Annotated in this window: 23 protein-coding genes and 1 pseudogene; 13 read left to right on the top strand and 11 right to left on the bottom strand. The window is 65.3% G+C overall.

What is annotated here, in order from left to right; all coding sequences use genetic code 11:
- Positions 1-194: 194 nt before the first annotated feature.
- The 4 genes from JQ617_RS34920 to JQ617_RS34905 form a co-directional block, all read right to left on the bottom strand.
- On the bottom strand, positions 195-1,709 hold the full coding sequence (locus JQ617_RS34920) for a L,D-transpeptidase family protein (RefSeq protein WP_249157769.1): 1,515 nt from the start codon (positions 1,707-1,709) through the stop codon (positions 195-197).
- Positions 1,710-2,179: 470 nt separating this feature from the next.
- On the bottom strand, positions 2,180-3,142 hold the full coding sequence (locus tag JQ617_RS34915) for an acetyl-CoA carboxylase carboxyltransferase subunit alpha (protein WP_212030323.1): 963 nt from the start codon (positions 3,140-3,142) through the stop codon (positions 2,180-2,182).
- Between the two features lie 253 nt (positions 3,143-3,395).
- Positions 3,396-4,355 carry a site-specific tyrosine recombinase XerD gene (gene xerD / locus JQ617_RS34910; RefSeq protein WP_212030322.1) on the bottom strand — a complete coding sequence of 320 codons (960 nt, stop codon included), beginning with the start codon at positions 4,353-4,355 and terminating at the stop codon, positions 3,396-3,398.
- A gap of 17 nt (positions 4,356-4,372) precedes the next feature.
- Entirely contained in the window at positions 4,373-4,519 is a 147-nt protein-coding gene (locus tag JQ617_RS34905; RefSeq protein WP_063692878.1) for a hypothetical protein, read from the bottom strand.
- Positions 4,520-4,701: 182 nt separating this feature from the next.
- Between JQ617_RS34905 and JQ617_RS34900 the strand changes: the two genes are divergently transcribed.
- From JQ617_RS34900 to JQ617_RS34890, 3 genes are all read left to right on the top strand, one after another.
- Positions 4,702-5,328 (top strand): shikimate kinase, encoded by a 627-nt coding sequence (locus JQ617_RS34900; protein ID WP_063692880.1) that lies wholly within the window; start codon positions 4,702-4,704, stop codon positions 5,326-5,328.
- The gene (gene aroB / locus JQ617_RS34895; RefSeq protein WP_212030321.1) at positions 5,325-6,473 is read left to right on the top strand and encodes a 3-dehydroquinate synthase; all 1,149 of its coding nucleotides are present in this window, start codon (positions 5,325-5,327) and stop codon (positions 6,471-6,473) included. The genes JQ617_RS34900 and aroB overlap by 4 nt, the downstream gene beginning before the upstream one ends.
- 67 nt (positions 6,474-6,540) lie before the next feature.
- Positions 6,541-7,845 (top strand): HlyC/CorC family transporter, encoded by a 1,305-nt coding sequence (locus tag JQ617_RS34890; protein ID WP_212030320.1) that lies wholly within the window; start codon positions 6,541-6,543, stop codon positions 7,843-7,845.
- A gap of 147 nt (positions 7,846-7,992) precedes the next feature.
- Here the strand turns inward: JQ617_RS34890 and JQ617_RS34885 are convergent, their stop codons facing one another.
- Positions 7,993-8,262, bottom strand: coding sequence for a BolA family protein (locus JQ617_RS34885; RefSeq protein ID WP_502754913.1), 270 nt, complete (start codon positions 8,260-8,262; stop codon positions 7,993-7,995).
- A 105-nt stretch (positions 8,263-8,367) separates the two neighbouring features.
- On the opposite strand from JQ617_RS34885, the gene JQ617_RS34880 reads away from it, so the two are divergent.
- Entirely contained in the window at positions 8,368-9,000 is a 633-nt protein-coding gene (locus JQ617_RS34880; RefSeq protein ID WP_063692886.1) for a J domain-containing protein, read from the top strand.
- A gap of 263 nt (positions 9,001-9,263) precedes the next feature.
- On the opposite strand, the gene JQ617_RS34875 is transcribed toward JQ617_RS34880, so the two are convergent.
- Positions 9,264-10,358 (bottom strand): citrate synthase/methylcitrate synthase, encoded by a 1,095-nt coding sequence (locus JQ617_RS34875; protein WP_063692888.1) that lies wholly within the window; start codon positions 10,356-10,358, stop codon positions 9,264-9,266.
- A gap of 82 nt (positions 10,359-10,440) precedes the next feature.
- On the opposite strand from JQ617_RS34875, the gene JQ617_RS34870 reads away from it, so the two are divergent.
- A complete protein-coding gene (locus JQ617_RS34870) occupies positions 10,441-11,658 on the top strand; it encodes a citrate/2-methylcitrate synthase (RefSeq protein ID WP_212030318.1) in 1,218 nt (405 codons plus the stop codon).
- A 151-nt stretch (positions 11,659-11,809) separates the two neighbouring features.
- Here the strand turns inward: JQ617_RS34870 and JQ617_RS34865 are convergent, their stop codons facing one another.
- On the bottom strand, positions 11,810-12,466 hold the full coding sequence (locus JQ617_RS34865; protein ID WP_212030317.1) for a DedA family protein: 657 nt from the start codon (positions 12,464-12,466) through the stop codon (positions 11,810-11,812).
- Between the two features lie 295 nt (positions 12,467-12,761).
- Here JQ617_RS34865 and cobS point away from each other — a divergent pair, with 295 nt between their 5' ends.
- The 8 genes from cobS (at position 12,762) to JQ617_RS34825 (ending at position 21,991) form a co-directional block, all read left to right on the top strand.
- On the top strand, positions 12,762-13,760 hold the full coding sequence (gene cobS / locus JQ617_RS34860; RefSeq protein WP_018643488.1) for a cobaltochelatase subunit CobS: 999 nt from the start codon (positions 12,762-12,764) through the stop codon (positions 13,758-13,760).
- Positions 13,761-13,776: 16 nt separating this feature from the next.
- Positions 13,777-14,187 carry a GNAT family N-acetyltransferase gene (locus JQ617_RS34855; RefSeq protein ID WP_212030316.1) on the top strand — a complete coding sequence of 137 codons (411 nt, stop codon included), beginning with the start codon at positions 13,777-13,779 and terminating at the stop codon, positions 14,185-14,187.
- Positions 14,184-16,091, top strand: a complete 1,908-nt coding sequence (cobT, locus tag JQ617_RS34850) for a cobaltochelatase subunit CobT (protein ID WP_063692896.1) — start codon at positions 14,184-14,186, stop codon at positions 16,089-16,091. Before JQ617_RS34855 ends, cobT begins: the two co-directional genes overlap by 4 nt.
- Positions 16,088-17,158, top strand: a complete 1,071-nt coding sequence (locus JQ617_RS34845) for an esterase-like activity of phytase family protein (protein ID WP_212030315.1) — start codon at positions 16,088-16,090, stop codon at positions 17,156-17,158. Before cobT ends, JQ617_RS34845 begins: the two co-directional genes overlap by 4 nt.
- Before the next feature lie 105 nt (positions 17,159-17,263).
- Positions 17,264-19,057, top strand: a complete 1,794-nt coding sequence (locus tag JQ617_RS34840; protein WP_212030314.1) for an alpha/beta fold hydrolase domain-containing protein — start codon at positions 17,264-17,266, stop codon at positions 19,055-19,057.
- 47 nt (positions 19,058-19,104) lie between these two features.
- Positions 19,105-19,803, top strand: coding sequence for a hypothetical protein (locus JQ617_RS34835; RefSeq protein WP_212030313.1), 699 nt, complete (start codon positions 19,105-19,107; stop codon positions 19,801-19,803).
- A 338-nt stretch (positions 19,804-20,141) separates the two neighbouring features.
- Positions 20,142-21,254: an NADH:flavin oxidoreductase/NADH oxidase gene (locus tag JQ617_RS34830; protein ID WP_212030312.1), complete on the top strand. Its 1,113-nt coding sequence runs from the start codon at positions 20,142-20,144 to the stop codon at positions 21,252-21,254.
- A 329-nt stretch (positions 21,255-21,583) separates the two neighbouring features.
- Positions 21,584-21,991, top strand: coding sequence for a hypothetical protein (locus JQ617_RS34825; RefSeq protein ID WP_212030311.1), 408 nt, complete (start codon positions 21,584-21,586; stop codon positions 21,989-21,991).
- A 218-nt stretch (positions 21,992-22,209) separates the two neighbouring features.
- Here JQ617_RS34825 and JQ617_RS34820 read toward each other — a convergent pair whose 3' ends face one another.
- The 4 genes and pseudogenes from JQ617_RS34820 to rpmB form a co-directional block, all read right to left on the bottom strand.
- Positions 22,210-22,455: a PilZ domain-containing protein gene (locus tag JQ617_RS34820; RefSeq protein ID WP_186467757.1), complete on the bottom strand. Its 246-nt coding sequence runs from the start codon at positions 22,453-22,455 to the stop codon at positions 22,210-22,212.
- A 424-nt stretch (positions 22,456-22,879) separates the two neighbouring features.
- Positions 22,880-24,213 (bottom strand): annotated as a pseudogene (locus JQ617_RS34815) (T6SS phospholipase effector Tle1-like catalytic domain-containing protein).
- A gap of 348 nt (positions 24,214-24,561) precedes the next feature.
- Positions 24,562-25,407 carry a PDDEXK family nuclease gene (locus JQ617_RS34810; protein WP_212030310.1) on the bottom strand — a complete coding sequence of 282 codons (846 nt, stop codon included), beginning with the start codon at positions 25,405-25,407 and terminating at the stop codon, positions 24,562-24,564.
- Between the two features lie 217 nt (positions 25,408-25,624).
- On the bottom strand, positions 25,625-25,936 hold the full coding sequence (gene rpmB, locus JQ617_RS34805) for a 50S ribosomal protein L28 (RefSeq protein WP_063692908.1): 312 nt from the start codon (positions 25,934-25,936) through the stop codon (positions 25,625-25,627).
- Between the last annotated feature and the right edge of the window lie 103 nt (positions 25,937-26,039).

Genomic DNA, 26,039 nt, shown 5'->3' with positions numbered 1-26,039 from the left:
AAACCAGTACTCGAAGGTCCGCCGGCGCCCCATCCTGAGCGGATGGAGCCACATCATGCAATCCAGTACGCCGCGGCGTCTCGGTTCAATCACTGGCGTCTCTGGAATACTGGATCGCCCGATCCTAGTGCGCAATTGCGCACTGGTCGGGCGATGACAGTTGAGCGTGGCTTGAGAGCGAGCGAGTCGCCCGCTTACTTCATCGCCCCGAAGCGGCTGTCGAACGAGTTCGACGACACCGCCGGCGCGGCACCCGACATCTGGCCGCTGTCAGCCGCGCCATCGCCCACCGACGGCTTCAGCGCCGGGCGCGTCTGGGCGAGGCGGGTGTCTGGCTTCGCCGGCTCTGCCGGTTTGGCGGCGGCCACCGCCGGCTTCGGCGCGTCCTTTGCTGCATCCTTGGACTTGTCGTGGCCCGGCACGAAGCGGGTGACGGCCGCCTTCAACCGCGACGCTGCGGTCGGCGGCGTGGTGGATGTCGTGGCAGGCGCCACGGACGCGGTCGCTTGCGGCGGAGGCGTGGTCGCCGTCGTATCGGCGGTGCCCATGCCCATCTTGCGGCCGAGGTTGGAGAAAAAGCCACCGCCTTGCGATTTCTCGGCGGGTGCGGCTGTCGCGACGCGGGTGCCCGCGGCGGGCGCGCTGACGGCGACGACAGGCTCTTCCTGCGGCGCGGGCGCGGTCGCGACCGCGTCGAGATTCGGCTTCGGCGGATTGACGTGTCCGGGGATCGTGCCCGGCGCCTTCGCCATCGCCAGCATCTGCAGCGTGGTGCCCTCGGCGCCTTCCGACAGGCCGGTCGAGCCTTCCGGAATCTTCGCCGCGAAGATCTTGTTCATGCCGCCGTCGATGCCGGTGTTCATGCGCGCGACCGGCGTGCCCCTGGCGACGAGCTTGGCGTATTCCGCCTCGTCGCGGCCCTGCTTCTCGCGCACGGCGCTGACGACGTCCTCGGGGATCACATAGGCCGGGCACTTCGCGGACGCGTCGAACACCGGATCGCGCTTGGCGTCGGCCGGCTTCGCCGCGTCGAAGACGTATTTCTTCTCGCAGAAATCGACCTTCGGCTCCTGCCGCGTCACCTCGAAATGATCGTAGCCTTCCTTGATCATCTTCCAGAAGGCCATGTTCGGATTATTCCGATGCTTGGCCATGTTCGCCGGCGTCATCTTGAACGGATAGGCCTGCAGCTGGAACGCCTTCTGGCCGCCGAAGAAGGACTCGCGGCCAAGCGAATAGATCTCCGCGATCTGCTCGTCGGTCATGGCGTAACAGCCGCGCGAAGAACAGTCGCCGTGCACCATCAGCTGCGAGCCGGTGCGGCCCAGCGCCTTGTCGAATGCGTTCGGATAGCCGGTGTTGAAGGAAAGGTAGTACGCCGACTGCGGATTCATCTGGCTCGGATTGATCGAGTAGAATCCTTCCGGCGCCTGGCGGTCGCCTTCGCGCACCTTCGGACCGAGATCACCGGACCAGCGGCAGATCGGATAGGTCTTGAGCAGCACGAACTGGCCGTTGCGGGCCTGCTTCCAGACCTCGAGCTCCGCCTCCTGCTTGAACAGGCGCACCAGGATCGGCGACTGCAGGTCCATGTCCTTCTCGACCATCGCGGCGAGAAGCTTCGGCGGCACCGGCTGGTTGGCCTTGGCGTTGGTCGCGAGCGAAACCTGGTCGGTATCGCAGCCGGACAGCAGGACGCCGGCCGTCATCAGCGCAACCGAAGCCAAGAGCGCGCGAGCAAGCGAACGAGAAATCAAGATGGACCCCACACCGTGCCGGGCAGAGAGCGCGAACCCCGATTCGTTCAGAGCATGATCCGCCCCCGTCACGACGGGCTCTCTCAGACCACGCTCCAGCGCTTATGCCCTGAAGCCATTGATTAAAATTCTAACCTCTGGGTCATGTGGTCGCAACCCGAGCGGGGATCACGAGGGCGTTGGCCCAGTGGCATGGTCAACGAAGCCTAAATGGACGCGACTTTGGGCCTTACTTGGGCCTTCCGGCCCAATTGGGACTCAGATCGCTGATTTGGGCAAAAAAAGGGTTAATGCGGGGTTACCGGGCTGGCTGCGTAGGGTGGGTTAGCGGAGCGTAACCCACCTCTTTTGCCCCCGCGGATGCCAACAGTGGCGGGTTACGCCTTCGGCTAACCCACCCTACGGCACCGAATCTAGCCGAATCAGCCCAGTTTCCGGCCAATATCGAGGAATTTCTGCCGCCGCTGCTTGCGGATGCCGTCGCCGTCGAGACCCTTCAGCTCGTCGAAGGCCTTGGCGATGGCGTCGCCCGTGGTCGCGATCATGGCGGCGGGGTCGCGATGGGCGCCGCCGACCGGCTCCTTCAGGATCTGGTCGATCACCCCGAAGCGGAGCATGTCCTGGGCAGTGATCTTCATGTTGTTGGCGGCTTCCTGCGCCTTGGTGCCGTCGCGCCAGAGGATGGAGGAGGCGGCTTCCGGCGAGATCACGCTGTAGATGGCGTGCTCCAGCATCAGGACCTTGTTGGCGGTGGTGATGGCGATGGCGCCGCCCGACATGCCCTCGCCGGTGATGATGGCGACGTTCGGCACGGTGAGCGCAAGGCACGCATCGGTCGAGCGCGCGATCGCCTCGGCCTGGCCGCGCTCCTCGGCGCCGATGCCGGGATAGGCGCCGGCGGAATCGGCGAGCGACAGCACGGGAAGGCCGAACCGCTCGGCCATCTCCATCAGCCGCACGCATTTGCGATAGCCTTCGGGCCGCGCCATGCCGAAATTGTGCCGGATCCGGCTCTCGGTGGAATCGCCCTTTTCCTGGCCCATTACGCAGATCGGCTCGCCGCGGAAGCGGCCGAAGCCGGCGACCAGCGCCTCGTCCTCGCCGAACTTGCGGTCGCCGGCGAGCGGGGTGAATTCGGTGATCAGGCCCTTGATGAAGTCGTTGAAATGCGGCCGCTGCGGATGCCGCGCCACCAGCGTCTTCTGCCACGGCGTCAGGTTCGTATAGAGGTCGGCCAGCGCCTGCGCCGCCTTGTCCTCGATCCGGCCGATCTCGTCGCTGATGTCGGTGCCGGTGGCGGCGAGCGCGCGCAATTCGTCGACCTTGGAGTCGAGCTCGGCGACGGGCTTTTCGAAGTCGAGATAGCTGCGCATCTGGTCTTGCATCAACTCAGTATAGGGGGACGGGGCGAAAGAAGCGAAGCGAGGTTGGGGTCGCGGAAAGAAGTTTAGCTTCTTCAACGGGTTGGCTTGTGTGCTCGTGGCAGCCGGCCAAATCAGTCGAAAGGCCACGGCTCTTTCTGCGGAGATGTGGCCGAAGTCAAGGCGGTTTCATCGTCGTCCCGGTCGAGCTCTCGTGTCCCGGACGCGCTGCTGCGCACCGTTGCACGCTGCGCCGCGTCCGGGGCACGAAACCTGATTACTTCTCCGCCAGCGGGTGCAGGTCGCGGACCAGGCTTTTCAGCCGCTCCTCGACCACATGGGTGTAGATCTGGGTCGTGGAGATGTCGGTGTGTCCCAGCAGCGTCTGCACGATGCGCAAGTCCGCGCCGTTGTGCAGCAGATGGCTGGCGAAAGCGTGGCGCAGCACGTGCGGGGAGACCAGCCGGGCCTGCAGGCCGGAGGCCACCGCGAGCTCCTTGAGATCGCGGGCAAAGTGCTGCCGCGTCAGGTGCCCGCTCTCGCCGAAGGAGGGGAACAGCCATTTCGCCGCAGCGAGGCTGTCTTTCTTCTTCTCGGTCTTCGCGGCCTCCGTCGCCGCGAGATAATCCGCCATCGCCTGGCGCGAGGCGTCGTTGAGCGGCACCAGGCGTTCCTTGTTGCCCTTGCCGCGCACCACGATCATGCGCGCGTCGCGCTTGGCCGCCGTGCGCGGCAGCGCCACCAGCTCGGAGACGCGCAGGCCCGTGGCGTAGAGCACCTCGAGCAGGCAGTAGAGCCTTAAAGCCCGCAGCCGTTTCGACGGCGAGGCCTCTTCCGCCTCGCTCAATTCCTTGGCGCGCCGGAGCATGCGGTCGACATCGGCGATCGACAGCACCTTCGGCAGGCCGCGGCCGCGCTTCGGGCCGGACAGGATCGCCGCGGGATCGTCGCCGCGGATGCGCTCGTTCAGCAGGAAGCGGTAGAGATGCCGCATCGCCGACAGCCGCCGCGCCACGCTGGTGGATTTGAAGCCGCGCGTGTCGAGGTCGGCGAGATAGTCGCGCAGGACCTGCGTCTCTGCGTCCGCAAAACTGTGGCCGACGCGGCCCAAAAATTCCGAGAAATCGGTGAGGTCGCGGCGATAGGCATCGAGCGTGTTGGGGCCGGCGCCCTGTTCCGCCGCGAGCATGTCGAGGAACAGGCCGGTGAGCTTGGTGTCTGAGGGCTTTGCACGCATGCCCCGGAGCCTCGCTGCTATTTCTTGAGAAACTTATCCGGCGGGATCGTCACCGTCATGTCCCGCGGCTTCGGGCTCACGAAGTTCGCCAGCGCGAAAATCACGCCATAGACGATGCCGGCGAGCACGGCGACGACCGTCAGGAAGCGGAACAGGCTGGGCATCGGTCTGGGGTCTCTACACGGACGTGATAGGGGGCCTGGCGGACGAATTAACCAATGAAATCATCCAACATGTTCGCCGTTTCGTGGCAAGAGTCCTCTGGCGAGGGCCCCTGCGGGGTCGTATAGGTGGCCAAACCATGCCGCCTTTGGCGGCAGATCGAGCGAGATCCAGAGCGAGATTGATGTCCGACGCCGCGTTGCCGATTCCCGCTTCGACTGAGGCCGACATCCTGTCGGCGCTCGGCGCGCGCTCGATCGTGCTCGTCGGCATGATGGGGGTGGGCAAATCCACCATCGGCCGCCGCATGGCGGCGCGGCTCAAGCTGCCTTTCGTCGACGCCGACACCGAGATCGAGGCGGCGGCCGGCATGACCATACCGGAAATCTTCGAGCGCCACGGCGAGGCGCATTTCCGCGACGGCGAGGCCCGCGTGATCGCCCGCCTGCTCGAGGGCGGTCCGCTGGTGCTGGCGACCGGCGGCGGCGCCTTCATGCGCGAGGAGACGCGGACCCGTATCGCGGCCAAGGCGATCTCGATCTGGCTCAGGGCGGACCACGACGTCATCATGCGCCGCGTCCGCCGCCGTGCCGACCGTCCGCTGCTGCAGACCGCCGACCCCGAGGGAACCGTCACGCGCCTGCTCACCGAGCGCGAGCCGATCTACGGCAAGGCCGATCTCACCATCGCCTCGCGCGACGTGCCGCACGACAAGATCGTCGAGGAGACCATCGAGACGCTGCGCGCCCATCTCTGCGGCGAGCAGGCCGCGCCCCCACCACCTGCCGACGTTGCGAGTGCCGGACGATGACTGCGCCGTTGAAACATTCCGATCCCGTCAACGTCGACGTCGCGCTCGGCGACCGCGCCTATGACATCGTCATCGGCCGCGGCGTGCTGTCCTCGCTCGGCGCGCGCGTCGCCGCTTTGCGGCCGGGCGTGCGCACGGCGATCGTGACCGACCGCACCGTCGCAAAGCACTGGCTCGAACCGGCCGAGGCCTCGCTCGCAGCCAGCGGCATTCCGACCTCGCGCATCATCGTCGAGGAAGGCGAGATCTCAAAGACCTATGCGGGCCTCGAAAAGGTCAGCGAGGCCCTGATCGCCGCGAAGATCGAGCGCAACGATCTCGTCATCGCGCTCGGCGGCGGCGTGGTCGGCGATCTCGCCGGCTTTGCGGCCGCGATCCTGCGCCGCGGCGTCGATTTCGTGCAGGTGCCGACCTCGCTGCTGGCGCAGGTCGATTCATCCGTCGGCGGCAAGACCGGCATCAATTCGCCGCAGGGCAAGAATCTGCTCGGCGCCTTCCACCAGCCGGTGCTGGTCATCGCCGACACTGCCGTGCTCGACACGCTGTCGCCGCGGCAGTTCCGCGCCGGCTACGCCGAGGTCGCCAAATACGGCGTGCTCGGGGACGAAGCCTTCTTCACCTGGCTGGAAAAGAACCATTCCGACATCTTCAGTGGCGGCGCCGCGCGCGAGCACGCGATTGCGACCTCCTGCCGCGCCAAGGCCGGCGTCGTCACCCGCGACGAGCGCGAGACCGGCGAGCGCGCCCTGCTCAATCTCGGCCACACTTTCGGCCATGCGCTGGAAGCCGCGACCGGTTTCTCCGATCGCCTGTTCCACGGCGAGGGGGTTTCGATCGGCATGACGCTGGCGGCGCAGTTCTCCGCAAGGCTCGGCATGATCGGCGAGGCCGACGCCGTGCGCGTCGAGCGGCACCTGATCGAGGCGGGCCTGCCGACGCGCCTGCAGGACATCGCGGGCTTTGCGCAGGAAGGGCTTGCGGACGCCGACGCGCTGATGGCGCTGATGGCGCAGGACAAGAAGGTCAAGCGCGGCAAGCTCACCTTCATCCTGCTGGAAGCCGTCGGCCGCGCGGTGATCGCGAAGGATGTCGAGCCGGCTCCGGTGCGCGATTTCCTGAAAGAGAAGCTCGCCCAGAAGGCTTGAAGCGCGGCGCGCGACGTCGATACCGGTTCGCGTCGGGAGCGCGCGTCAGAAGTAACTAGAGTGGTGCATGGACTGGCTCGGATTCACCATCGTCGTCCTCTGCCTCCTGGTCTCGGCGTTCTTCGCCGCGAGCGAGACCGCGCTGACCGGCGCCTCGCGCGCCAGCATGCTGCGGCTGTCCAAGCAGGGTAATCGCGACGCCGACGTCGTCTCGGATCTGCTGGACATGCGCGAGCGCCTGATCGGCGCGCTCCTGCTCGGCAACAACATCGCCAATATCGGCGCGTCCGCGCTCGCCACCGCCATCTTCACGTCCTGGTTCGGCGATGTCGGCGTGCTCTACGCCACCGGCGTGATGACCGCGCTGGTCGTGATCTTCGCCGAGGTGCTGCCGAAGACCATCGCCATCAACGCGCCGGATCGCATGGCGCTCGCGGTCGCGCGCCCGATGCGGCTGACGATGTACGTGCTGGGGCCGCTGCTCCGGATCGTCGAGGTCATCGTGCGCCTGCTGATGCGGCTGTTCGGCCTTGCCGGCGAGCACCAGGCGATCCTGTCGCCGACCGAGCGCCTGCGCGGCGCGGTCGACCTGTTGCACCACGAGGGCAAGGTCGAGAAGCAGGATCGCGACATGCTCGGCGGCCTGCTCGATCTGCGCGAGCTCCAGGTCTCCGACGTCATGATCCATCGCACCGAGATGATGATGATCAACGCCGATCTGCCGCCGGAAGAGCTGGTGCGCGAGGTGCTGGCGACCGAATACACCCGCATCCCGCTCTGGCGCGAGAAGCCGGAGAACATCATCGGCGTGCTCCACGCCAAGGATCTCCTGCGTGCGATCCGCGCCTCCGATGGCGATACCTCGCGCATCGACGTCTCCACCATCGCGCTGCCGCCCTGGTTCGTGCCGGAGATGCGGCCCGTGTCCGAGCAGCTCAAGGCGTTCCGCCGGCGCAAGACCCATTTCGCGCTCGTCGTCGACGAGTACGGCGAAGTTGAAGGTCTCGTGACGCTGGAAGACATTCTGGAAGAAATCGTCGGCGACATCTCCGACGAGCACGACGTCGTGGTCGCCGGCGTGCGCGCCCAGCCGGACGGCTCGGTCGTGGTCGACGGCTCGGTGCCGATCCGCGACCTCAACCGCGCCATGGACTGGCACCTGCCCGATGAAGAGGCAACCACGGTCGCCGGCCTCGTCATTCACGAGGCGCGCTCGATCCCCGACCGCGGCCAGAGTTTTACGTTCCACGGCTTCCGCTTCCGCGTCCTCCGTAGGGAGCGCAACCGCATCACCGCGCTCCGTATTTCACCGGTGCCGCGCGAGTCCGAGATGGACGAACCCAAGCCGAGGCGGGCGGGGACGTCGTTCTGAGATAGTGGTTTTGCGCCCCGAATCTTCCGCGTCGTCATGGCCGGGCTTGACCCGGCCATCCACGTCTTACTGGCTTGCACCAAGAACGTGGATGCCCGGGACAAGCCCGGGCATGACGACCGATTATGAGCATGTCAGAGTAATAGACTAATTTTCCCCCGGCGCCTGCGCGTGGATCGCCAGCGCGTGCACGCTGCCGGAGAGTTCCGCCGCCAGCGCCGAATTTATCATGCGATGGCGTTCGACCCGGGTCTTCCCTTTGAAGGCTTGAGACACGATATAAACGCGGAAGTGCGTCTCACCGCTGGGCCGATGGCCGGCGTGGCCCTCATGCAAATGTGACTCGTCGACGACCTCGAGGCTTTCCGGGGTGAAAGCTTCCCGCAACTTGTTGCTGATAGTGTCTTTCATAACCATGAGTGCCATTAAAGCGCGTCACCAAGCCCCGTCAATTGCCGGGGTGGTCAGCTAATTGCAATGTCAAGACTTGAAGGTTTTTGCATTGCGTAGTCAAAGTCAGCCATGCCGATCGATTCATCAAAGTTCTTCGACTCCATCCGCGTGAAGCCGCGGGGCAAGCAGCCGGAAGTGAAGCCGCGCGACACCGTGGTCGGCTGCGAGTGGGCGGGTTGCCAGAACAAGGGGGCGCACCGCGCGCCGAAGGGCCGCGAGAACCAGCGCGAGTACTGGCACTTCTGCCTCGACCACGTGCGCGAGTACAACCAGAACTACAATTTCTTCTCCGGCATGAATGCTGACGCTGTCGCGCGCTACCAGAAGGACGCGCTGACCGGCCATCGTCCGACCTGGAAGATGGGCGCCAATGGCGGCAAGAAGGGTACGGAAGCCGACATCGACATGGCGTCCGATCCGTTCAGCATGTTCTCCGAGATCAACGGCCGCGCCAACTGGCGCAAGGGCCCGGACGCCCAGCCCAAGGCCGAGACGCGCAAGGTGATGAACGCCGAGCGCAAGGCACTCCAGGTCATGGGCCTCGGCCCCGACGCCACGCTCGCCGACGTCAAGACCAAGTACAAGGCGCTGGTCAAGCAGCACCACCCCGACGCCAACGGCGGCGACCGCTCCACCGAAGATCGCCTGATCGAGATCATCAAGGCGTACAATTATTTGAAGACCGTGGTGCGGGAGGCGTAAGGCCTCGCCGCACTGGCTGGCGTCGTCCCGGCTTTCGCCGCGATGACAGTGCCGTAGGGTGGGCAAAGCGAAGCGTGCCCACGCATTCTTTGCTCTCGAGAGAGATGGTGGGCACGGCGCAAGTGCGCCTTTGCCCACCCTACGATTCCCGAATGCTGAGCGCCGCCTGTAGCCCGGATGGAGCGCAAGCGTAATCCGGGGTCTTTCTCCCACAACGACGACTGACCCGGATTACGCTTCGCTCCATCCGGGCTACGCATTCCCTATCCCTCCGGCATCGCCCCCACGTAGGACGAGCTCGGCCTTATCAGCCGGCCCGTGCGCTGCTGCTCGCGCGCATGCGCGGTCCAGCCTGCGCTGCGGGCGACCGCGAAGATCGGCGTGAAGGCCTGCCGCGGAATCGCCAGCGCATCGAGCAGGATCGCGGTGAAGAACTCGACATTCGTCTCCAGCGGCCGGTCCGGGTTCTTCTTGCGCAGCGCGCTGCGGATATAGGCCTCGACCTCGCCGGCGAACGGCAGGTCGGTGCCGTTGGAGGCGAGCGCCTCGACCGCCGTCTTCAGCACGTCGGCGCGCGGATCGCGCACGCGATAGACGCGGTGACCAAACCCCATCATCCGCTCGCCGCGCGCCAGCGCCGCATCCACCCACGGCTGGATGCGCTCGCGCGATCCGATGGCGTCGAGCATTTCCAGCACCGGCTCCGGCGCGCCGCCATGCAGCGGTCCGGTGAGCGCGCAATAGCCGGCGGTGACGGCCGCGAACAGATCGGCCTGCGTCGAGGCGACCACGCGCGCGGTGAAGGTCGAGGCATTCATGCCGTGGTCGCTGGCGGTGACGAGATAGGCGTCCAGCGCCGTGACCTCGCGCGCGGCCGGGACGCGCCCATGCAGCATGCGCAGCGTATCGGCGGCGTGGCTGACATTCGGATCGGGTGCGATCGGCTCCAGCCCTTTCGCGCGCCGGACCAGCGCACCCGCGATCACCGGAAACGCGCCGACGATGGTCGCTTCATGCGCGAGCCCGTGCTCGGCGCGAAGGCCCGCGACCGCCGCACGAAACCCGTCAACGACGCCCATGCCGTTCGTCGCCGGCAAAAGCTCCGGCAGGCGGGCAAACGCACGTTCGCGGCCCGCGCCCAGGCTCGCCCGCACATTGGCTTCGGTGAGGGTGGTCTTGCTGGCGCCGTTCCAGAGCCGGGCGGTGACGCCCTCGAAGCTCGATTGCGCGGCGAGGCGGCCGACATGCTCGCCGGCGATGATCAGCTCGCCGCGCTCTCCGTCGACATGGCTCAGCACGGTCTCGGCCGCGGGAACTCCGTCCAGTCCGATCTGGCTTTTGGTGAGGTGGATGTTCATGACCTGATCTCCTTTTGCACTGCACGCAGGGATAAGGTCGGGCCTCTCGACAGATTGATCAATCTTGATTACATAAATCAATATGAAAAATTCTGGCGAGCTCTACCTCTCCGCCCGGGAAGCCGCCGCCGAGCTCGCGATCTCGCCGGCCACCCTCTACGCCTATGTCAGCCGCGGCCTGATCCGCTCCGAGCCGACGCCGGACTCGCGGAAAAACCGCTATCGCGCCGAGGACGTCCGCGCCCTCAAGGAGCGCCGCGTGCCGTCGCCGGAGCCGCGCGGCCTGCGCAGCTTCGATGCCGACCTGCCCGTCATGGACACGGAGATCTCGACCATCACCGAGGAGGGCGCGATCTATCGCGGGGTCAATTGCGTCGATCTCGCCGAGAACGACACCCTGGAGCACACCGCGACGCTGCTGTGGGACGTCTCGGATGTCGATCCGTTTGCTCCGGACAATCAACCCGCACTATCCGACGAGATGCACGTGATCGCAGACGCCGCGCGCCGCGCGGCACCGATCGACCGTGCGATTGCGGTGCTGGCGCTCGCCGCGAGTGCCGATCCCCGGGCCTTCACCCGCGCGCCCGATGGCCGCGCCATGGTCGGCGCGCGCATTGTGCGGCTGCTGGTCGCGACCATGCTCAATGCCGAGCCATCAGCCGAGCCGCTGCATCACCAGGTCGCAAAGGCGTGGGCGCCCGATAACAAGCATGCGCCCGACCTGATCCGCCGCGCGCTCGTCCTGCTGGCCGATCACGAGCTCAACGCGTCGACCTTCACGGCGCGCTGCGCGGCCTCCACCGGCCTCAATCTCTATGACGCCGTCATCGCCGGCCTCGCTGCGCTGAAAGGTCCGAAACACGGCGGCGCCGGCGTGCTGGCCTCGCAGCTCGTCAAGACGCTGGTGGACCGCGATGTCGCGCCCATGGTGCGCGAGCGCGTCGCGCTCGGCGAGCGCTTTGCCGGCTTCGGCCATGGTGTCTACAAGCGCGGCGATCCCCGCGCGCAATCGCTGCTGAATGCCCTGTCGCGCGCCGGCGCGCCGCGAAAATTCACGCGCGAGGTGCCGGAGCGGATCGCGGAAGCGACCGGCGAATTCGTCAATATAGACTACGCGCTCGCGGTGCTCGTGCATGCCCTGCGCCTGCCGGCCGGCAGCGAGCTTGCTCTGTTCGCCATGGCCCGCAGCGTCGGCTGGATCGCCCATGCCAGCGAGCAATTGCAGTTCGGGAAGTTGATCAGGCCAAGGGCAAGGTATGTGGGGCCGGCGCCGGGAAGAAGGTCGGGTGGGTCTTAACCTCTCCCGCTTGCGGGAGAGGTCGCGCCGAAGGCGCGGGTGAGGGCTCTCTCCTCTTGGGGGTTCTCGATTGGGGAAGCACCCTCTCCCCAACCCTCCCCCGCAAGCGGGGGAGGGAGCGCACCTCCGTCGCCGCAGCAGCCAAAGCTAATTACCCCCGCGGCTTCACGGCGACACCGCCGGCATTCCGCCGGCGATAGATCCACACTGCGACGCCGCCGACGATCGCGACCGCGACCACGGTCAAGATCCAGATGTGCTTGAACGGATGCCCGTGGTGCGGCACGCCGAAATATTCGTGGAAGGCGGACACCGCCAGCACGCCCGGCAGCACATGGGCGGGCGCCCAGACCAGGATCGCCGGGATGTTCACGGTGTAGAATTTTGCCGGCGCCATCCCCAGTGCGCCGGCGGTCACGGGCACGAAGGCGCGGATCGGGGGCACGAAGCGGGCGAAGAACACGGCCCAGGTGCCGAAGCGCTTGAAGAAGCTTTCGCTCTCGGCGACCACGCGCGGATAGTTGGTCAGCGGCCAGGCGGTGAGGATCTCGCGCTGGCGCCGATGCCCAATCCAGTAGGCCGAGCCGTCGCCGAGCACCGCGCCGAGCGCGGCGGCCACCAGCACCCATTGCAGCTTCAGCTCGCCGCCCGGAACCAGGGCGCTCAGCGCCAGGATGATGGTCGAGCCTGGGATCACCGAGCCCACCACCGGCACGGCTTCCAGCAGCGCCGCCAGGAACAGGGTCAGATAGGCCAGCCACGCATGGGCCGAGACGAAGGATATGAGGGGATCGAGAAAGGACGTCACGTCGTCTCTGTGGCGGGCAGGGGATTTCCGGTTCAGACCCTACATAAGTAAGGTCGGCGCGGGAAAGTGCCATTCGCTTGGGCAGACGGCCCATCCCGCCCGAAATTCGAGCGTGATTCGCAAGGCAGCCCTCCCAAAACTGCGTTCCTCACCTATCTAAATGAAAAGACAACGGAACTTTGATTGAGGGGCGGGCTTCTGCCGGCACGTTGTCTCTGATAGGTTCGCACGCGCACCCAGCCGCAGCCAACGTGCAATAACTGGTCTCGGGATCGCCCGGGGCCTCGGAGGATTGATGACGACCGCCGCCATGTCCAAAGTTGAGGAAGTTTCCGGTCTGCCCGACATGAAGGTGTCGGTCCGCCAGGTGTTCGGGATCGACAGCGATCTCGAAGTGCCGGCCTATTCCGAAGTCGATCCTCACGTGCCCGAAGTCGATTCCGATTACCGCTTCGACCGCGCCACCACGCTCGCCATTCTCGCCGGCTTTGCCCGCAACCGCCGCGTGATGGTGACCGGCTATCACGGCACCGGTAAATCCACTCATATCGAGCAGGTCGCCGCCCGCCTGAACTGGCCCTGCGTGCGCGTCAACCTCGACAGCCACATCAGCCGTATCGACCTCGTCGGCAAGGACTCCATCGTGGTCCGCGACGGCAAGCAGGTCACCGAATTCCGTGACGGCATCCTGCCCTGGGCGCTGCAGAACAACGTCGCGCTGGTGTTCGACGAATACGACGCCGGCCGCCCGGACGTGATGTTCGTGATCCAGCGCGTGCTGGAAGTCTCCGGCCGCCTGACGCTGCTCGACCAGAACAAGGTGATCAAGCCGCACCCGGCGTTCCGCCTGTTTGCGACCGCCAACACCGTCGGCCTCGGCGACACCTCGGGCCTCTATCACGGCACTCAGCAGATCAACCAGGGCCAGATGGACCGCTGGTCGATCGTCACCACGCTGAACTATCTCAGCCACGACGAGGAAGTCGAGATCGTGCTGGCCAAGGCCAAGCACTATCGCACGCAGGAAGGCCGCGACATCGTCAACAAGATGGTGCGCCTTGCCGATCTCACCCGTAACGCCTTCGCCAACGGCGATCTGTCGACGGTGATGAGCCCGCGCACGGTGATCACCTGGGCGGAAAACTCCGACATCTTCGGCGATATCGGCTTTGCGTTCCGCGTCACCTTCCTCAACAAGTGCGACGAGCTCGAGCGTCCCCTGGTCGCCGAGTTCTATCAGCGCTGCTTCAACGCGGAGCTGCCGGAATCGGCAGTCAACGTGGCGCTCAGCTAGGCCAAATGACCTGACAATGCCAACCATCACCGTCGAGCGCACCATTGGTACTACCAAGAAGGCTGTGCTCGCCGGGCTCGGCGCCTACAACGACGAGCAGTTCGGGAAGCAGAAGGTCAAGAGCATCGCGGTCTCGTTGAAGGACGGCCGCAAGATCGTCGGCGGCATCGTCGGGCACCTCTGGGCCACGGTTCTGTTCATCCAGTATTTCTGGATCGACCAGAAACAGCGCGGCAAGGGCTTTGGCACCAAGCTGATCGCGGCGATCGAAGACGAAGCAAGACAATTGGGCGCGGTCCAGGCCCATGTCGACACGATGAGTTTCCAGGCGCCGGGGTTCTATCGTTCCCAAGGGTACGAGGAGTTCGGCACCCTCAAGGGCTATCCCGGCGGCGTGACGCGCCATTCGTTTACGAAGTCGCTATGAGCACATCATCATCCAATTCCAAATTCCGTAACACCAAGGAAGCGCCGACCGAGCCGTTCAAGCGCTCGGTCGCCTCATGCCTGAAGGCGATCGCCAAGGCGCCCGAGCTCGACGTCTCCTTCGCCGCCGAGCGCCCGGGCCTTGCGCCCGGCAAGGCGCGGCTGCCGGAGCCGGCGCGCAAGATGACCAAGCGTGACGCCGCGATCGTGCGCGGCCATGCCGACTCCATCGCGCTCAAGCTCGCCTGTCACGATCCCAAGGTTCACCGCAAGCTGATGCCCGGCAATCCGCAGGCGCGCGGCGTGTTCGAGGCGGTGGAGCAGGCTCGCGTCGAGGCGATCGGTGCGCGCCGCATGGCGGGCGTTGCGAAAAACCTCACCGCGATGCTCGACGACCATTTCCATCGCGGCAAGTTCGACGAGATCACCGACCGCGCCGACGCGCCGCTGGCCGATGCGCTCGCGATGCTGGTGCGCGAGCGCCTCACCGGCATGGCGCCGCCGGCGGCCGCCAAGAAGATGGTCGATCTCTGGCGTCCGATCCTCGAAGACAAGATCGGCAGGCGGCTCGACCGGCTCGACGGCGTGGTCGAGGACCAGACCAAGTTCGCCGACGCCGTGCACGACCTGCTCTCCGCGCTCGAGCTCGGCGACGAGCGCAACGCCGACAGCGAGGATAACGACGACAACGACGAGAACCAGGACGGCGACAACGATCAGTCCGGCGCCGAGGGCTCGCCCGATTCCGACGCCGCGCAGGAGATGAGCGCCGACCAGGCGCAGGCGTCCTCGGAAGAGATGAGCGAGAGCGCGATGGAAAGCGCGCAGGCCTCGACCTCCGACACCTTCGACGACGGCGAGCTCGGCGACGACGAGACGCCGGGTGAGGCGACGCGTCCGAACTCGCACGGCAAGAACGAGCCGCGCGGGCCGGAATATCACGCCTTCGCGCCGAAGTTCGACGAGGTCATTGCCGCCGAGGATCTCTGCGACCATGACGAGCTGGAGCGCCTGCGCGCCTATCTCGACAAGCAGCTCGCGCATCTGCAGGGCATCGTCGCCCGCCTTGCCAACCGCCTGCAGCGCCGCCTGATGGCGCAGCAGAACCGCGCCTGGGAGTTCGACCTCGAAGAGGGCATCCTCGACCCCGCCCGCCTGTCGCGCGTCGTCACCGATCCCTATCACCCGCTGTCCTTCATGCACGAGAAGGAGGCGACGTTCCGCGACACGGTCGTCACGCTGCTGCTCGACAATTCCGGCTCGATGCGTGGGCGCCCGATCACGGTCGCGGCGACCTGCGCCGACATCCTCGCCCGCACGCTGGAGCGTTGCGGCGTCAAGGTCGAGATCCTCGGCTTCACCACGCGCGCCTGGAAGGGCGGGCAATCGCGCGAGGCGTGGCTTGCCGCCGGCAAGCCGGCCAATCCCGGCCGCCTCAACGATCTCCGTCACATCATCTACAAGTCCGCCGACGCCCCCTGGCGCCGTGCGCGGAAAAACCTTGGCTTGATGATGCGCGAGGGTCTGCTGAAAGAGAACATCGACGGCGAGGCGCTCGACTGGGCGCACAAGCGCCTGCTCGGACGGCCCGAGCAGCGCAAGATCCTGATGATGATCTCGGACGGTGCGCCGGTCGACGATTCCACGCTGTCGGTCAATCCCGGCAACTATCTCGAGCGGCATCTGCGCCACATCATCGAGGAGATCGAGACCCGCTCGCCGGTCGAGCTGATCGCGATCGGCATCGGCCATGACGTGACGCGCTACTACCGCCGCGCGGTGACGATCGTGGACGCCGAAGAACTCGGCGGCGCCATCACCGAGAAGCTCGCCGAGCTGTTCAGCGAGACCAACACAGCACCAACCCAGCCGGCCGGTCGCCCGCGACGCAAACTGCATTCGTGAGCACGCAACCATCTCGCCGCAGCTTCATAAGCCACGCGGCGGCGGGATTTTCCACTCTCGCTCTGCCGCGCCTCGCGCAGGCGCAAGGAACGGCCGAGCCGCCCGCGCGCCCGCTCCAGATCGAGCGCGCCGTCTCCGAGCCCGTCAACATCGAGGTCAACGCCCGGCCGATCCAAAGTTTCGAGCCGCGTGACCGCGCGCGCACGCGCTTCGGCTCGCTCGAGTATCGCAGCGGCCTGGTGCTGACCTCGGCCTATCGCGGCTTCGGCGGCCTCTCCGGCATCAGGCTCGACGCCAAGGGCGAGCGCTTCCTCGCGATCTCCGACCAGGGCGGCTGGTTCACCGGGCGCATCCGCTATGCCGGCACCAAGATGGCCGGGCTCGACGAGGTCGAGGCCGCGCCGATGCTCAACGCCGAGGGCCGGCCGATCACCGAGAAGCGGCTCTGGTACGATACCGAGGCGCTCGCGCGCGACGGCAGTCTCGTCTATGTCGGCCTCGAGCGCGTCAACCAGATCCTGCGCTACGACTTCTCGAAAGGCGGCACGCGCGCCCGCGGCGAGGTGATCCCCGTTCCGCCCGGCATGCGCAAGCTGCCCTACAACAAGGGGCTCGAGGCGCTCGTGCTGGTGCCGAAGGGCATGCCGCTCGCCGGCACCCTGATCGCGATGTCCGAGGGCGGCTTCGATGCCGACGGCAACCTCATGGCGTTCCTGATCGGCGGCGCCACGCCCGGCCAGTTCAGCATCAAGCGCACCGACAAGCAGTTCATCAGCGATGCCGTTCTGCTGCCCTCGGGCGAGCTGCTCATCCTCGAACGCAAATTCTCCTGGTTCACCGGCATCAACATCCGCATCCGCTCGATCCCGCTGAAGTCGATCGCGCCGGGCGCGCTGGTCGACGGCCCCGTGCTGTTCAACGCCGATCTCGGCCACGACGTCGACAACATGGAAGGCATCGACGCCCACGTCACCGCCGAGGGCGAGACAGTGCTGACGATGGTGTCGGACGACAATTTCTCGATGCTGCAGCGGACCCTGCTGCTGCAGTTCACGCTGGTGGAGTAGCGCGCGCTCGCCGGGCGATGACGTTTCGGCTTGACGCCCTCGCGCTCGCCGATACATGATGTGCGTGTATTTAAGTCATTCCTATCGCAATGATTGAGGCAGCCCATGAGCCGCGTGCTCAAAGGGATAGGACTGCTCGTTGTCCTGATCCTGTTCTGTGGATTGCGTTATCTGGACTTCGGGACAGCCGGCGATATCGATCGCACCTACCGCCAGGATCACAAGATTCTCGTGGTCTACGCACCGCCACTGGGCGGGCGCACCTCGCGACCCGAGCTCGAAACGCTCGTTCGCGCGACCTATCCGACGGCGGACATCCTGGTCCCGACCTACAGCCATGAATGGCTGTCCAATATCGATCCCTATGAGATCACCCGTCGGATCGAGGAGGCGATCGACGCGGAGCACACCAAGCATCACTACGAGAAGATCGTCCTGTTCGGCTACAGCACGGGGGGACTGCTGCTGCGAAAGGTGCTGCTATGGGGATATGGTCGCGAGGACCGGCCACAGCAATTGACTCGTGGTTCACATGACTGGGCCAAGCGCGTCGAACGCTTCGTATCGCTCGCGGCTCCCAACCGCGGTTGGCCCAATCACAGGCCGGAAAATCTCGATCGCGTCAGGTACGCCATCGGTTACGTGGCGCAGGAGATGGGACGGCTGACCGGAACGGGCCGGTTCATCGCCAGCCTGATGCAGGGCTCGCCGTTCGTCGCCAACATGCGCATCCAGTGGATCGATCTGTTCCGTTCGCTTCCGGAAGGCGAGCGGCCGTTGATCGTGCATCTCATCGGCGGCAAGGACGAGCTGGTCGACCGCGAGGACAGCATCGATCTCGAGGCCGGCTCTCCCGAAGGCGTCATGTACAAATCGCTGTCGGATTTCTCCCACGCCGAGATCGCCTCCCGGATGTATCAGGACGGCGGCAAGGAGCTGACGATCGCGGGCGAAGCCATCCAGGAGGCGCTGACCAGGACGCGCGGCAGCTTTCCCGCCAGCTGGGCCGACAAGATCGGGAAGCTCAAGACCGAACCGGAGGTCACGCGGCTGGTTTTCGTCATGCACGGCATCCGCGACGAAGACACCTGGCCGGCCGCGGTCGGCCGGTCGATCGGACAGCAGATGGGCAAGGAGGCGAAGAGCGTGAAGGTGCTGCCCCCGCTCTACAGCAGGTTCACGATGCTGCCGTTCCTGTTCTACTGGGATCGCCAGAGCAACGTGCGCTGGTTCATGGACCAGTACACCGAGGCGAGGGCGAGATATCCCAATCTCAGCGAGACCGAGGTGGATTACATCGGTCACAGCAACGGGACCTACATCCTCGCAAGCGCGCTGCAGAACTATCAGGTCCTGAAAGTGAAGAACGTCTTCTTCGCCGGCAGCGTCGTGCCGACGCATTATCCCTGGGAGAAGATGATGCGCGACAAACGTGTGACCGGACGGGTCTGGAATATCTGTGCTTCCGGCGATTGGGTCGTCGCGCTTCTTCCGCAGCTGTTTCAGCAGATTTCGGACCAGATGAAGATCACGGAATCGACGCCCGGGCTGCTCGACATCGGATCGGGCGGCTTTCATGGCTTTCGCCACGGGGGCGACGGTCGCGTGATGAACCTGCAATACATTCCGGGTCCCCATGGTGCGGCCTTCGAGCCCGACAGGATCGAGGCCATCGGGCGCTATGCCGCGCTGGATCCGAACCTCGACTTCGAGGCGCTGTGGGGCGGTCCCAAGAAATCGAAGCCCGGCCATCTCGAGGATGCGTCCAATATGAGCTGGCTGATCTGGATCGTCGGTCTTGGCCTGATCGGCTCGATCGGCTTCGCCTGCTACCGGTTCGGCTGGATTCCGCTCGGCATCTATTGCGTCCTGCTGCTGGGCTTCTTCAACACGTTCTGACGCGCCTGTCGGCTGAACATATGCTCAACCCGCTGCGACACATCCTCATGCCCCACCTTCGCGCCATCCTCGCCGTCGTCCTCACGCTCGCTGCGGCCTCGCCGGCCCTGGCCACGGCGGAGCATCGCTACGGCAAGAACGAATACGCCATCATCCTGGGCGGCCGCGCGCCGAGCGGGAAGGTCTCGGTCGCCGCCCATGGCGGCGGCGAAGCCGGCAGCGAGGGCTTTCGCCTCTATCTGATGGCCGAGCCCGGTCATCGCCGTTTGATGACGCTCGACAACGTCAACGACGACAACATCCTGGACAGCGCGCCGGACGCCTTCCACGCCGCGTGGTCGGCCGACTCGCGCTACGTCGCGGTCACCTTCCGCAGCGAGCGCCACATCGTGACGCTGAACCTCTACGCGGTCGAAGGCGGCCGCGCCCGGCTGGTCGAGGCGCCGGACCTGTTTCGCGAGGTCACCGGCCGCGGCATCGACGTCAAGACCGACGGCGACATGCGCACGTCGGTGCCGGCGCTGACCTGGCATGCGCCGCGCCGCTTCCACCTCAGCGACTACCGCGTGTTCGTGCTCGACGACACCGCGCTCGCCGACAAGCTCGGTCCGCTCGGCAAGCTGAGCAAGCGGGAGGGCGGCGGCAACACCATCCAGTTCTCGGCCGAGGCCGACGGCGAGCTCCTGCCCGACGGCCGCGTGCGCATGGGCAAGCCGAAGGCGGGGCGGTTCGAGGAGCTGGAGTAGGGGCGTTTTTCGGGCGCAGGCCGCGCCTCACCCTCCGCCGTCGTCTCAATCTCCCCCGTCGTCCCGGCGAAGGCCGGGACCCATACCGCGTGATCCATCCATTGCGGGTGGTCGTAATACCGAACTCCAAGTCTTCGCCAAACTCCTCCCTGTGGCTATGGGTCCCGGCCTTCGCCGGGACGACACCGGAAATCGCCGCACGCCCCCGTGATCCCATGACGCACGAAACGCATGGCCCGGCGGCCGGGCATGTCTGCCACGCCGGTGGAAATCCGCCCGCCCGGCACTACACTTCATGCAACTGCTTCCATCCCTCTCATCTTCCGGAACCTCCCCGCATGAGCGCCCTGTTTTCCCCGATCAAGCTGCGCGGCCTGACACTGAAGAACCGTCTCGTGGTGTCGCCGATGTGCCAGTATTCGGCCGACGACGGCGTCGCCACCGACTGGCACTTCACCCACATCAACAATCTCAGCCTGTCGGGCGCGGCGATGTTCTGCATCGAGGCGACCCATGTCGAGGCGATCGGCCGCATCACGCCGGGCTGTCTCGGGCTCTACAGCGACGCCTGCGAGGCCGCGCTGAAGCAGATCCTCACCTCCGTGCGCAAGCATTCCTCGACCGCGATCGCGATGCAGCTCGCCCATGCCGGCCGCAAAGCCTCGAGCGCGCGGCCCTGGGACGGCGGCCAGCTCATTCCGCAAAGCGAGGGCGGCTGGCAGACGGTGGCGCCGAGCGCGCTGCCGCACAAGGAGGGCGAGGCCGCGCCGCTCGCGCTCGATGCGGCGGGCCTGAAGCGCATCCGCGAGGCCTTCGTCGAATCGGCCCGCCGCGCCGCGCGCCTCGGCATCGACGCCATCGAGCTGCATGGCGCGCACGGCTATCTCATGCATCAATTCCTTTCGCCGATCTCCAACAAGCGCACCGACGAGTACGGCGGCTCGCTCGAGAACCGCATGCGCTTCCCGCTGGAGATCTACGACGCGGTGCGCGCCGTCTTCCCGCACGACAGACCGGTGGGCATGCGGGTCTCGTCCACCGACTGGGTCGAGGGCGGCTGGGACCTCGCGCAGACGATTGAATTCGCTAACGTGCTGAAGGCGCGCGGCGTCGACTGGATCGACGCCTCCTCCGGCGGCGTCTCGCCGCTGCAGAAGATTCCGCTCGGCCCCGGCTATCAGGTGCAGTTCGCCGAAGCCATCAAGCGCGAGACCGGCCTGCCCACCATCGCCGTCGGCCTGATCACCGAAGGCAGGCACGCCGAGGAGATCGTGACATCAGGCAAGGCCGACATGGTCGCGCTCGCCCGCGGCATGCTCTACGACCCGCGCTGGGGCTGGCACGCCGCGGCCGAGGTCGGCGGCGAAGTCGAGGCCCCGCCGCAATACTGGCGCTCGCAGCCCTCCACGCAGAAGGCGCTGTTCGGCAAGACCACGTTCGGCGCGCGGTGAGGGTGTGAGTGCGGCGCGATGACCGCGCCGCACTCGCGTCTTTGCGAGGAGCTCGCGACAAAATTGCAAAGCAATTTTGCGCCGATGCGACCAAGCAATACAGTGTCCTTCCACGGAGACAGTCTGGATTGCGTCGCGGAGCCTGTCATCGGGCCGCGCTTCCAGGCGAGGCCGACAGCGGTGAATGCCGCGCGCGCGAAGCTCGTCGCGCGCCCCGTGAGAATGGCGAAAGGGAGTTACCCATCACGCATCCGTAAATCTCCTCTGCTTCCACCCCCAGCAAAACTGGCCTAACCTCTCTGCGCACTCAACGCCTCACGGAGGCCGGCATGCGGTTTGGAGTTCGCAAGACTGCTCATGTGTTCGAGCGCGTGGGTCTCGCGATGGCGGGGGCTGCGTGCGGGCTGTTCGTCGGCGCCTATGTCGGCTCGGCAATCGCGCCGCTGACCACGCAGGGTTTCCTGCTGCTGATGATGCTGCTCGGCGCGGTCGGCTTCTATCTCGGCATCGACACGCCGCAGCTGCCCTTCGACGACGCGCACAGCGCGATCGATGCCGCGGAATTCCTGAGCTCGGCCGGCACGCTCTGCGCCACCATCACCGCGCTCGGCTCCGTCGCCGTCATCGTGCTCCGCCTCGATCCGCACCTGGCCTGGACCTGGCTCGCTTTGTTCGGCTGGATCGCCGGCGTCGCCATGCAGATCGTCGCCGGCGCCAAGGCGCGGATGCGGAAGTAGGGGGTGTTAGGGTGGTGAGGGGCGGAGCAAGGCGCGCCCAGCATTCCGCCGTCGTCCTGGCCTAGTGCGCAATTGCGCACGGGGGGCCAGGACCCATACGCCGCAGCAGCAGTCGTTGCGCGAGATCGTCATTGCCTGTCTTCGCCAAACCCCTCCCTGGGGTAATGGGTCCTGGCTTTCGCCAGGACGACAGTGGAGCTAGTGGCGCGCAACTCGCCTCAAAACACCACGCCCACCCGCGTGCCGCGCTTCCACGCGATGCGGCAGCGCTTCTTGGTGTTGACGTGCAGCAGCTCGAAGCGGTCGGGAATCTGCACCTGGCCGCCGAGATCGACGCAGGCGCCGCCCGGCGAATAGTCGATCAGCGTGCAGTTGATGACGGGCGCGCGCGGGTCGGTGATGATCTTGGCCTGGCGCGACACCAGGCCTGCGGGTTTGACGCGGGCATATTTACGCGGATGCATTGGCACATCTCCTCCAACTCCGCGGATAGCGGCGGGCTCTGTGCAGGATGATGCGGGGGAGTTGATGCGATCCGGCTAAGGTCGGGGCGAGAATTTTAATGAAAAGTAGCGGCGAACGGCGAAAGCGGCGGTAGTGGGGTGGGGAAGTGGCCCGGCCGTCGTCCCGGCGAAGGCCGGGACCCATAACCACAGGGAGTGGTTTGGCGAAGACAGGCAATGACCATCTCGCGCAACAACTGCTGCTGCGGCGTATGGGTCCCGGCCTTCGCCGGGACGACACCTGTGGTGTAGCGCGACCCTGCCACCACCGTCATTGCGAGCGCAGCGAAGCAATCCAGAATCCCTCCGCGACGGCAGACTGGATTGCTTCGTCGCAAGGGCTCCTCGCAATGACGAGCCGACAGAGCGAGCGCCGATCCCGCCCTCACACCCCCTCCATCTCCCCCGCCGCCACATCCGCGCCCGGCGGCACCGGCATCGGCACGGTCACGTAATCCTTCGGCAGGTTCACCGGCCGGTAGTCCGGCTCCACCGCCATGCGCTTGAGCACGCTTTCATGCACATGCGCGCCTTCGGGGATGAGGCGCGGCTCGCAGTCGGGGATGTAGAAGCCGAAAGCGACCTTCCGCTCCGGCCATTCCCGGTACTTCGCGCTCTTCGGCAAATACTCCAGCACCCGCCAGGCCGCCGTCATCGAATTGTGCAGCTCGCCGACCTTGCCGGTGTATGCGGGGGGACGTATTGGAACGGCGAGTTCTTGCGCTGGATGCCCCAAGCGAGCTGGTTCACCGTGCGCGGGTTGAAGTTCAGCCCCGCCTTCGCCGCCTCCTCGATCATCCAGATCAGCGGATATTTGGATTCCCCGCTCTCGGCCTCCGGATAGCCGCCGCCGACGTCGCTGTGCACGCCGGCGAACCACACCTGCAGAATGTCCTGCGGCACCTTCTTCTCGTCCGGCACGTAGCGGTTGCTCCAGTAGTCCTGCGGCTCCCAGTACTTGTTGAGTCGGAACATGCGGCGCCGCTCGTCCATCGCGATCGCCTGCCGGAAGATGTTGACGCTCGGATTGCGCCGCGTGAAGGCGAGTTCCTCCAGGCTGAACACGAAGAAGAGATTGTCGCGCCGCGGCACGATCACGCTCGCCACCGTGTCCCAGACGCCGATGAAGTGGATGGTTGGCCAGCGCGTCGAGGTGATGCGCGCGAACTGGGCGGCGAGGTCGAACTCATCCTTCGGCAGCGGCCCCTGGTCGTCGACGGCGACATCCCTGAGGTCCTCGACGTCGTTGCCGCGCCCGGTGCCGGAATATTGCTTGTAGGCGACCATGCCGCTTCCTGCGAGGTTCACCTGCTCCGGCGAGATCAGCCCAATCTTGTGGATGAGCCCCGCCAGCACCCGCACCGTGTAGGCGCCGCGCGAAAAGCCGAACAGGTAGATCCTGTCGCCCGGCGCGTAATGCTCGACCAGGAAGCAATAGGCCGAGAGCACGTTGTCATCGAGCCCGTAGCCGGTGGCGAGCCCCAGCACCAGATTGATGTCGGCCTTGATGCGGTGCCACGTCGAAGGCTCCGTCACCGTGCCGACCCCGGGATCGTAGAACACCATCTGCCGCGGCTTCGTCCTGTCGGTCTTGCGCAGGCAGCGATAGAGCTTCAGGACGTTTGAGATGTTCTCCGAAATCTCGTTGCCGGTCCCGTCACAGCAGATGACGAGGTTTTTGGGCTCGGGTTTGCGGTCGGTGGTGGGGGCGTGGTCCACGGGATGTGCCTCCGGGTGATGCTACCGGGGCGAGTATAGCGGAATTGGAGCGCGATTAACCAGTTTGCTTAGGGAATCCCTTTCGCAGCTTAAGCGTGGCGGGGGACTGGGAGGGTTTAGTCGTTATTGCTTCGCGCCGTTCCGCTTGGAGCGAATTCCTTTCAGCTGAGTGATCCGACAAAACTTGCGACAGTTTAGAAATTGCTTCATCGAGCCTATCGATTGTCTGATCGTCTTCGCTTGAGCTCCGCTCTTGTAGTCGATTTTCAATCGGAGCTAATAAGTCGGAGATGAGACCTAGGCGGGCGCCCAAGCGAGCCTTTGCTATGTCTTTCCTCTCGGCGGCGACTATATGCGCGAGCGATCAAATAGGCGTGTGTAGCTCGCATGATCTGCGAAATCTGAAGCACTAGCGACCTTTGCGCCTAGTGCTTCGCCGATTACCTCGTAAAGTTGGGTAACGTACTCTGTTTCACCAGCGGCAACAGCGGATGGTGGCGCTGGTGGAGGAGGTCGTTCGATGAGTGGAGCGCCGAAGACGGTTAGATGATATCGTGTCTGCGAATGCTCTTTGATCAAATCCAGTGGTTGTTTTGCGCGAAAGATTGAGAAATCGAACGCATCAATGTGCTGCTTGAACGCGTCATCGAGAGGCACTTTCTGCTTTCCGATTTTATTGGCGCACCGCTCGTTCCAATTCGTCAGGATATACTCGCGCAGCCGAGAAGGATCGTCGAGCATGTCTTGGAAGTCAGAAGTCACTCCAAGATGGGTCACAAACCAATATTCTACGGGCGCGGTGTAATCTCCAATGTAAGTGTAATGAAGGACTTTCCCGATCTCCGCCGCCGCCGTGCCGGCTCCGAGGCGGGTTTCATAGTGCTTACATTGGTAGAGTGACCATCGTCGTGGTTTCACCGACGGAGGGTCGAACCACACGATGACATCGCGTCCCTTGTCGCCTGCTCCGCCGCGCTGCTGGGCTTCATAGAACCCTTGTACCTTCGGTAGAAAGTCCGAAGCCCACTCCAAAGTGAACCGCTCAAATTCTTTCGGGCTGAATTGAGCTAAACGATCCAGCGGTTGGACCGGAAGGCCAACGCCCAGTCCTAAAAGTCGAGCGTTTGCATTCGGCCAAGGCGTTGGCGCGGACAAGTTCTCGATGGTTTGGTGTTTGACTGTTACTTTGGTCACGTCTCCCCCGAGGGGACATTATGGCAATCTTGGGATGCGCAGCAAATGCAATGCGCGTCTATGCGCTTATCATGTAGTCGAATGGGTGCTGCTCAGCGCAACCACGCCCCACAACAAAAACGGCCGGATCTTCCGATCCGGCCGTTGACGCAAAACTCTACTGGCTAAGCCTACGCCACGCGACGCAACCTAGCCCCCGCCCAACTCTTCAAATTCTTTAGCTGGCCTTCTTCGCCGGCGCCGTGGTCGGGCCGACCTTCTTCTGGATGGCGCGCTTCAGCTCGAGGGCGCGCGGCGACAGGGCGTCGGCGTTGGCCTTGAGCAGGAAGGCGTCCAGGCCGCCGTTGTGGTCCACGCTCTTGACCGCGTTGGTCGAGACGCGCAGGCGCACGTTGCGCTCCAGGGCTTCCGAGATGAACGTCACGTTGACGAGGTTCGGCAGGAAGCGGCGCTTGGTCTTGATGTTGGAGTGGCTGACCTTGTGGCCGACGAGGGGGCCCTTGGCCGTCAGTTCGCAGCGGCGAGACATGGTATCAATCCTTTAGTTCGAACCCCCAACGAGTGCGGCCGCCATTCTGGGCGCCACGGGGGCAAATTCATTGTCCTTGCAGGGAGCGGGCGGACGTATAGGG

It is taken from the genome of Bradyrhizobium sp. KB893862 SZCCT0404, assembly GCF_018130885.1.
GTDB classification, from domain to species: Bacteria; Pseudomonadota; Alphaproteobacteria; order Rhizobiales; family Xanthobacteraceae; genus Bradyrhizobium; species Bradyrhizobium stylosanthis.
The sequence above is the reverse complement of the archived record's forward strand: the minus strand, read 5'-3'. Positions and strand labels throughout refer to the sequence as shown.

Excerpts from the sequence above, each read along its gene's own strand:
- JQ617_RS34825 (WP_212030311.1), top strand. The coding sequence starts at position 21,584 with ATGCGGTTTGGAGTTCGCAAGACTGCTCATGTGTTCGAGCGCGTGGGT.
- JQ617_RS34890 (WP_212030320.1), top strand. The coding sequence starts at position 6,541 with ATGGACTGGCTCGGATTCACCATCGTCGTCCTCTGCCTCCTGGTCTCG.
- JQ617_RS34915 (WP_212030323.1), bottom strand. The coding sequence starts at position 3,142 with ATGCAAGACCAGATGCGCAGCTATCTCGACTTCGAAAAGCCCGTCGCC.
- JQ617_RS34855 (WP_212030316.1), top strand. The coding sequence starts at position 13,777 with ATGCCAACCATCACCGTCGAGCGCACCATTGGTACTACCAAGAAGGCT.
- cobS (WP_018643488.1), top strand. The coding sequence starts at position 12,762 with ATGACGACCGCCGCCATGTCCAAAGTTGAGGAAGTTTCCGGTCTGCCC.
- rpmB (WP_063692908.1), bottom strand. The coding sequence starts at position 25,936 with ATGTCTCGCCGCTGCGAACTGACGGCCAAGGGCCCCCTCGTCGGCCAC.
- JQ617_RS34830 (WP_212030312.1), top strand. The coding sequence starts at position 20,142 with ATGAGCGCCCTGTTTTCCCCGATCAAGCTGCGCGGCCTGACACTGAAG.
- cobT (WP_063692896.1), top strand. The coding sequence starts at position 14,184 with ATGAGCACATCATCATCCAATTCCAAATTCCGTAACACCAAGGAAGCG.
- JQ617_RS34870 (WP_212030318.1), top strand. The coding sequence starts at position 10,441 with ATGAAAAATTCTGGCGAGCTCTACCTCTCCGCCCGGGAAGCCGCCGCC.
- JQ617_RS34875 (WP_063692888.1), bottom strand. The coding sequence starts at position 10,358 with ATGAACATCCACCTCACCAAAAGCCAGATCGGACTGGACGGAGTTCCC.
- JQ617_RS34820 (WP_186467757.1), bottom strand. The coding sequence starts at position 22,455 with ATGCATCCGCGTAAATATGCCCGCGTCAAACCCGCAGGCCTGGTGTCG.
- JQ617_RS34835 (WP_212030313.1), top strand. The coding sequence starts at position 19,105 with ATGCCCCACCTTCGCGCCATCCTCGCCGTCGTCCTCACGCTCGCTGCG.
- JQ617_RS34900 (WP_063692880.1), top strand. The coding sequence starts at position 4,702 with ATGTCCGACGCCGCGTTGCCGATTCCCGCTTCGACTGAGGCCGACATC.
- JQ617_RS34840 (WP_212030314.1), top strand. The coding sequence starts at position 17,264 with ATGAGCCGCGTGCTCAAAGGGATAGGACTGCTCGTTGTCCTGATCCTG.
- xerD (WP_212030322.1), bottom strand. The coding sequence starts at position 4,355 with ATGCGTGCAAAGCCCTCAGACACCAAGCTCACCGGCCTGTTCCTCGAC.
- JQ617_RS34905 (WP_063692878.1), bottom strand. The coding sequence starts at position 4,519 with ATGCCCAGCCTGTTCCGCTTCCTGACGGTCGTCGCCGTGCTCGCCGGC.
- JQ617_RS34885 (WP_502754913.1), bottom strand. The coding sequence starts at position 8,262 with ATGGTTATGAAAGACACTATCAGCAACAAGTTGCGGGAAGCTTTCACC.
- aroB (WP_212030321.1), top strand. The coding sequence starts at position 5,325 with ATGACTGCGCCGTTGAAACATTCCGATCCCGTCAACGTCGACGTCGCG.
- JQ617_RS34880 (WP_063692886.1), top strand. The coding sequence starts at position 8,368 with ATGCCGATCGATTCATCAAAGTTCTTCGACTCCATCCGCGTGAAGCCG.
- JQ617_RS34920 (WP_249157769.1), bottom strand. The coding sequence starts at position 1,709 with ATGACGGCCGGCGTCCTGCTGTCCGGCTGCGATACCGACCAGGTTTCG.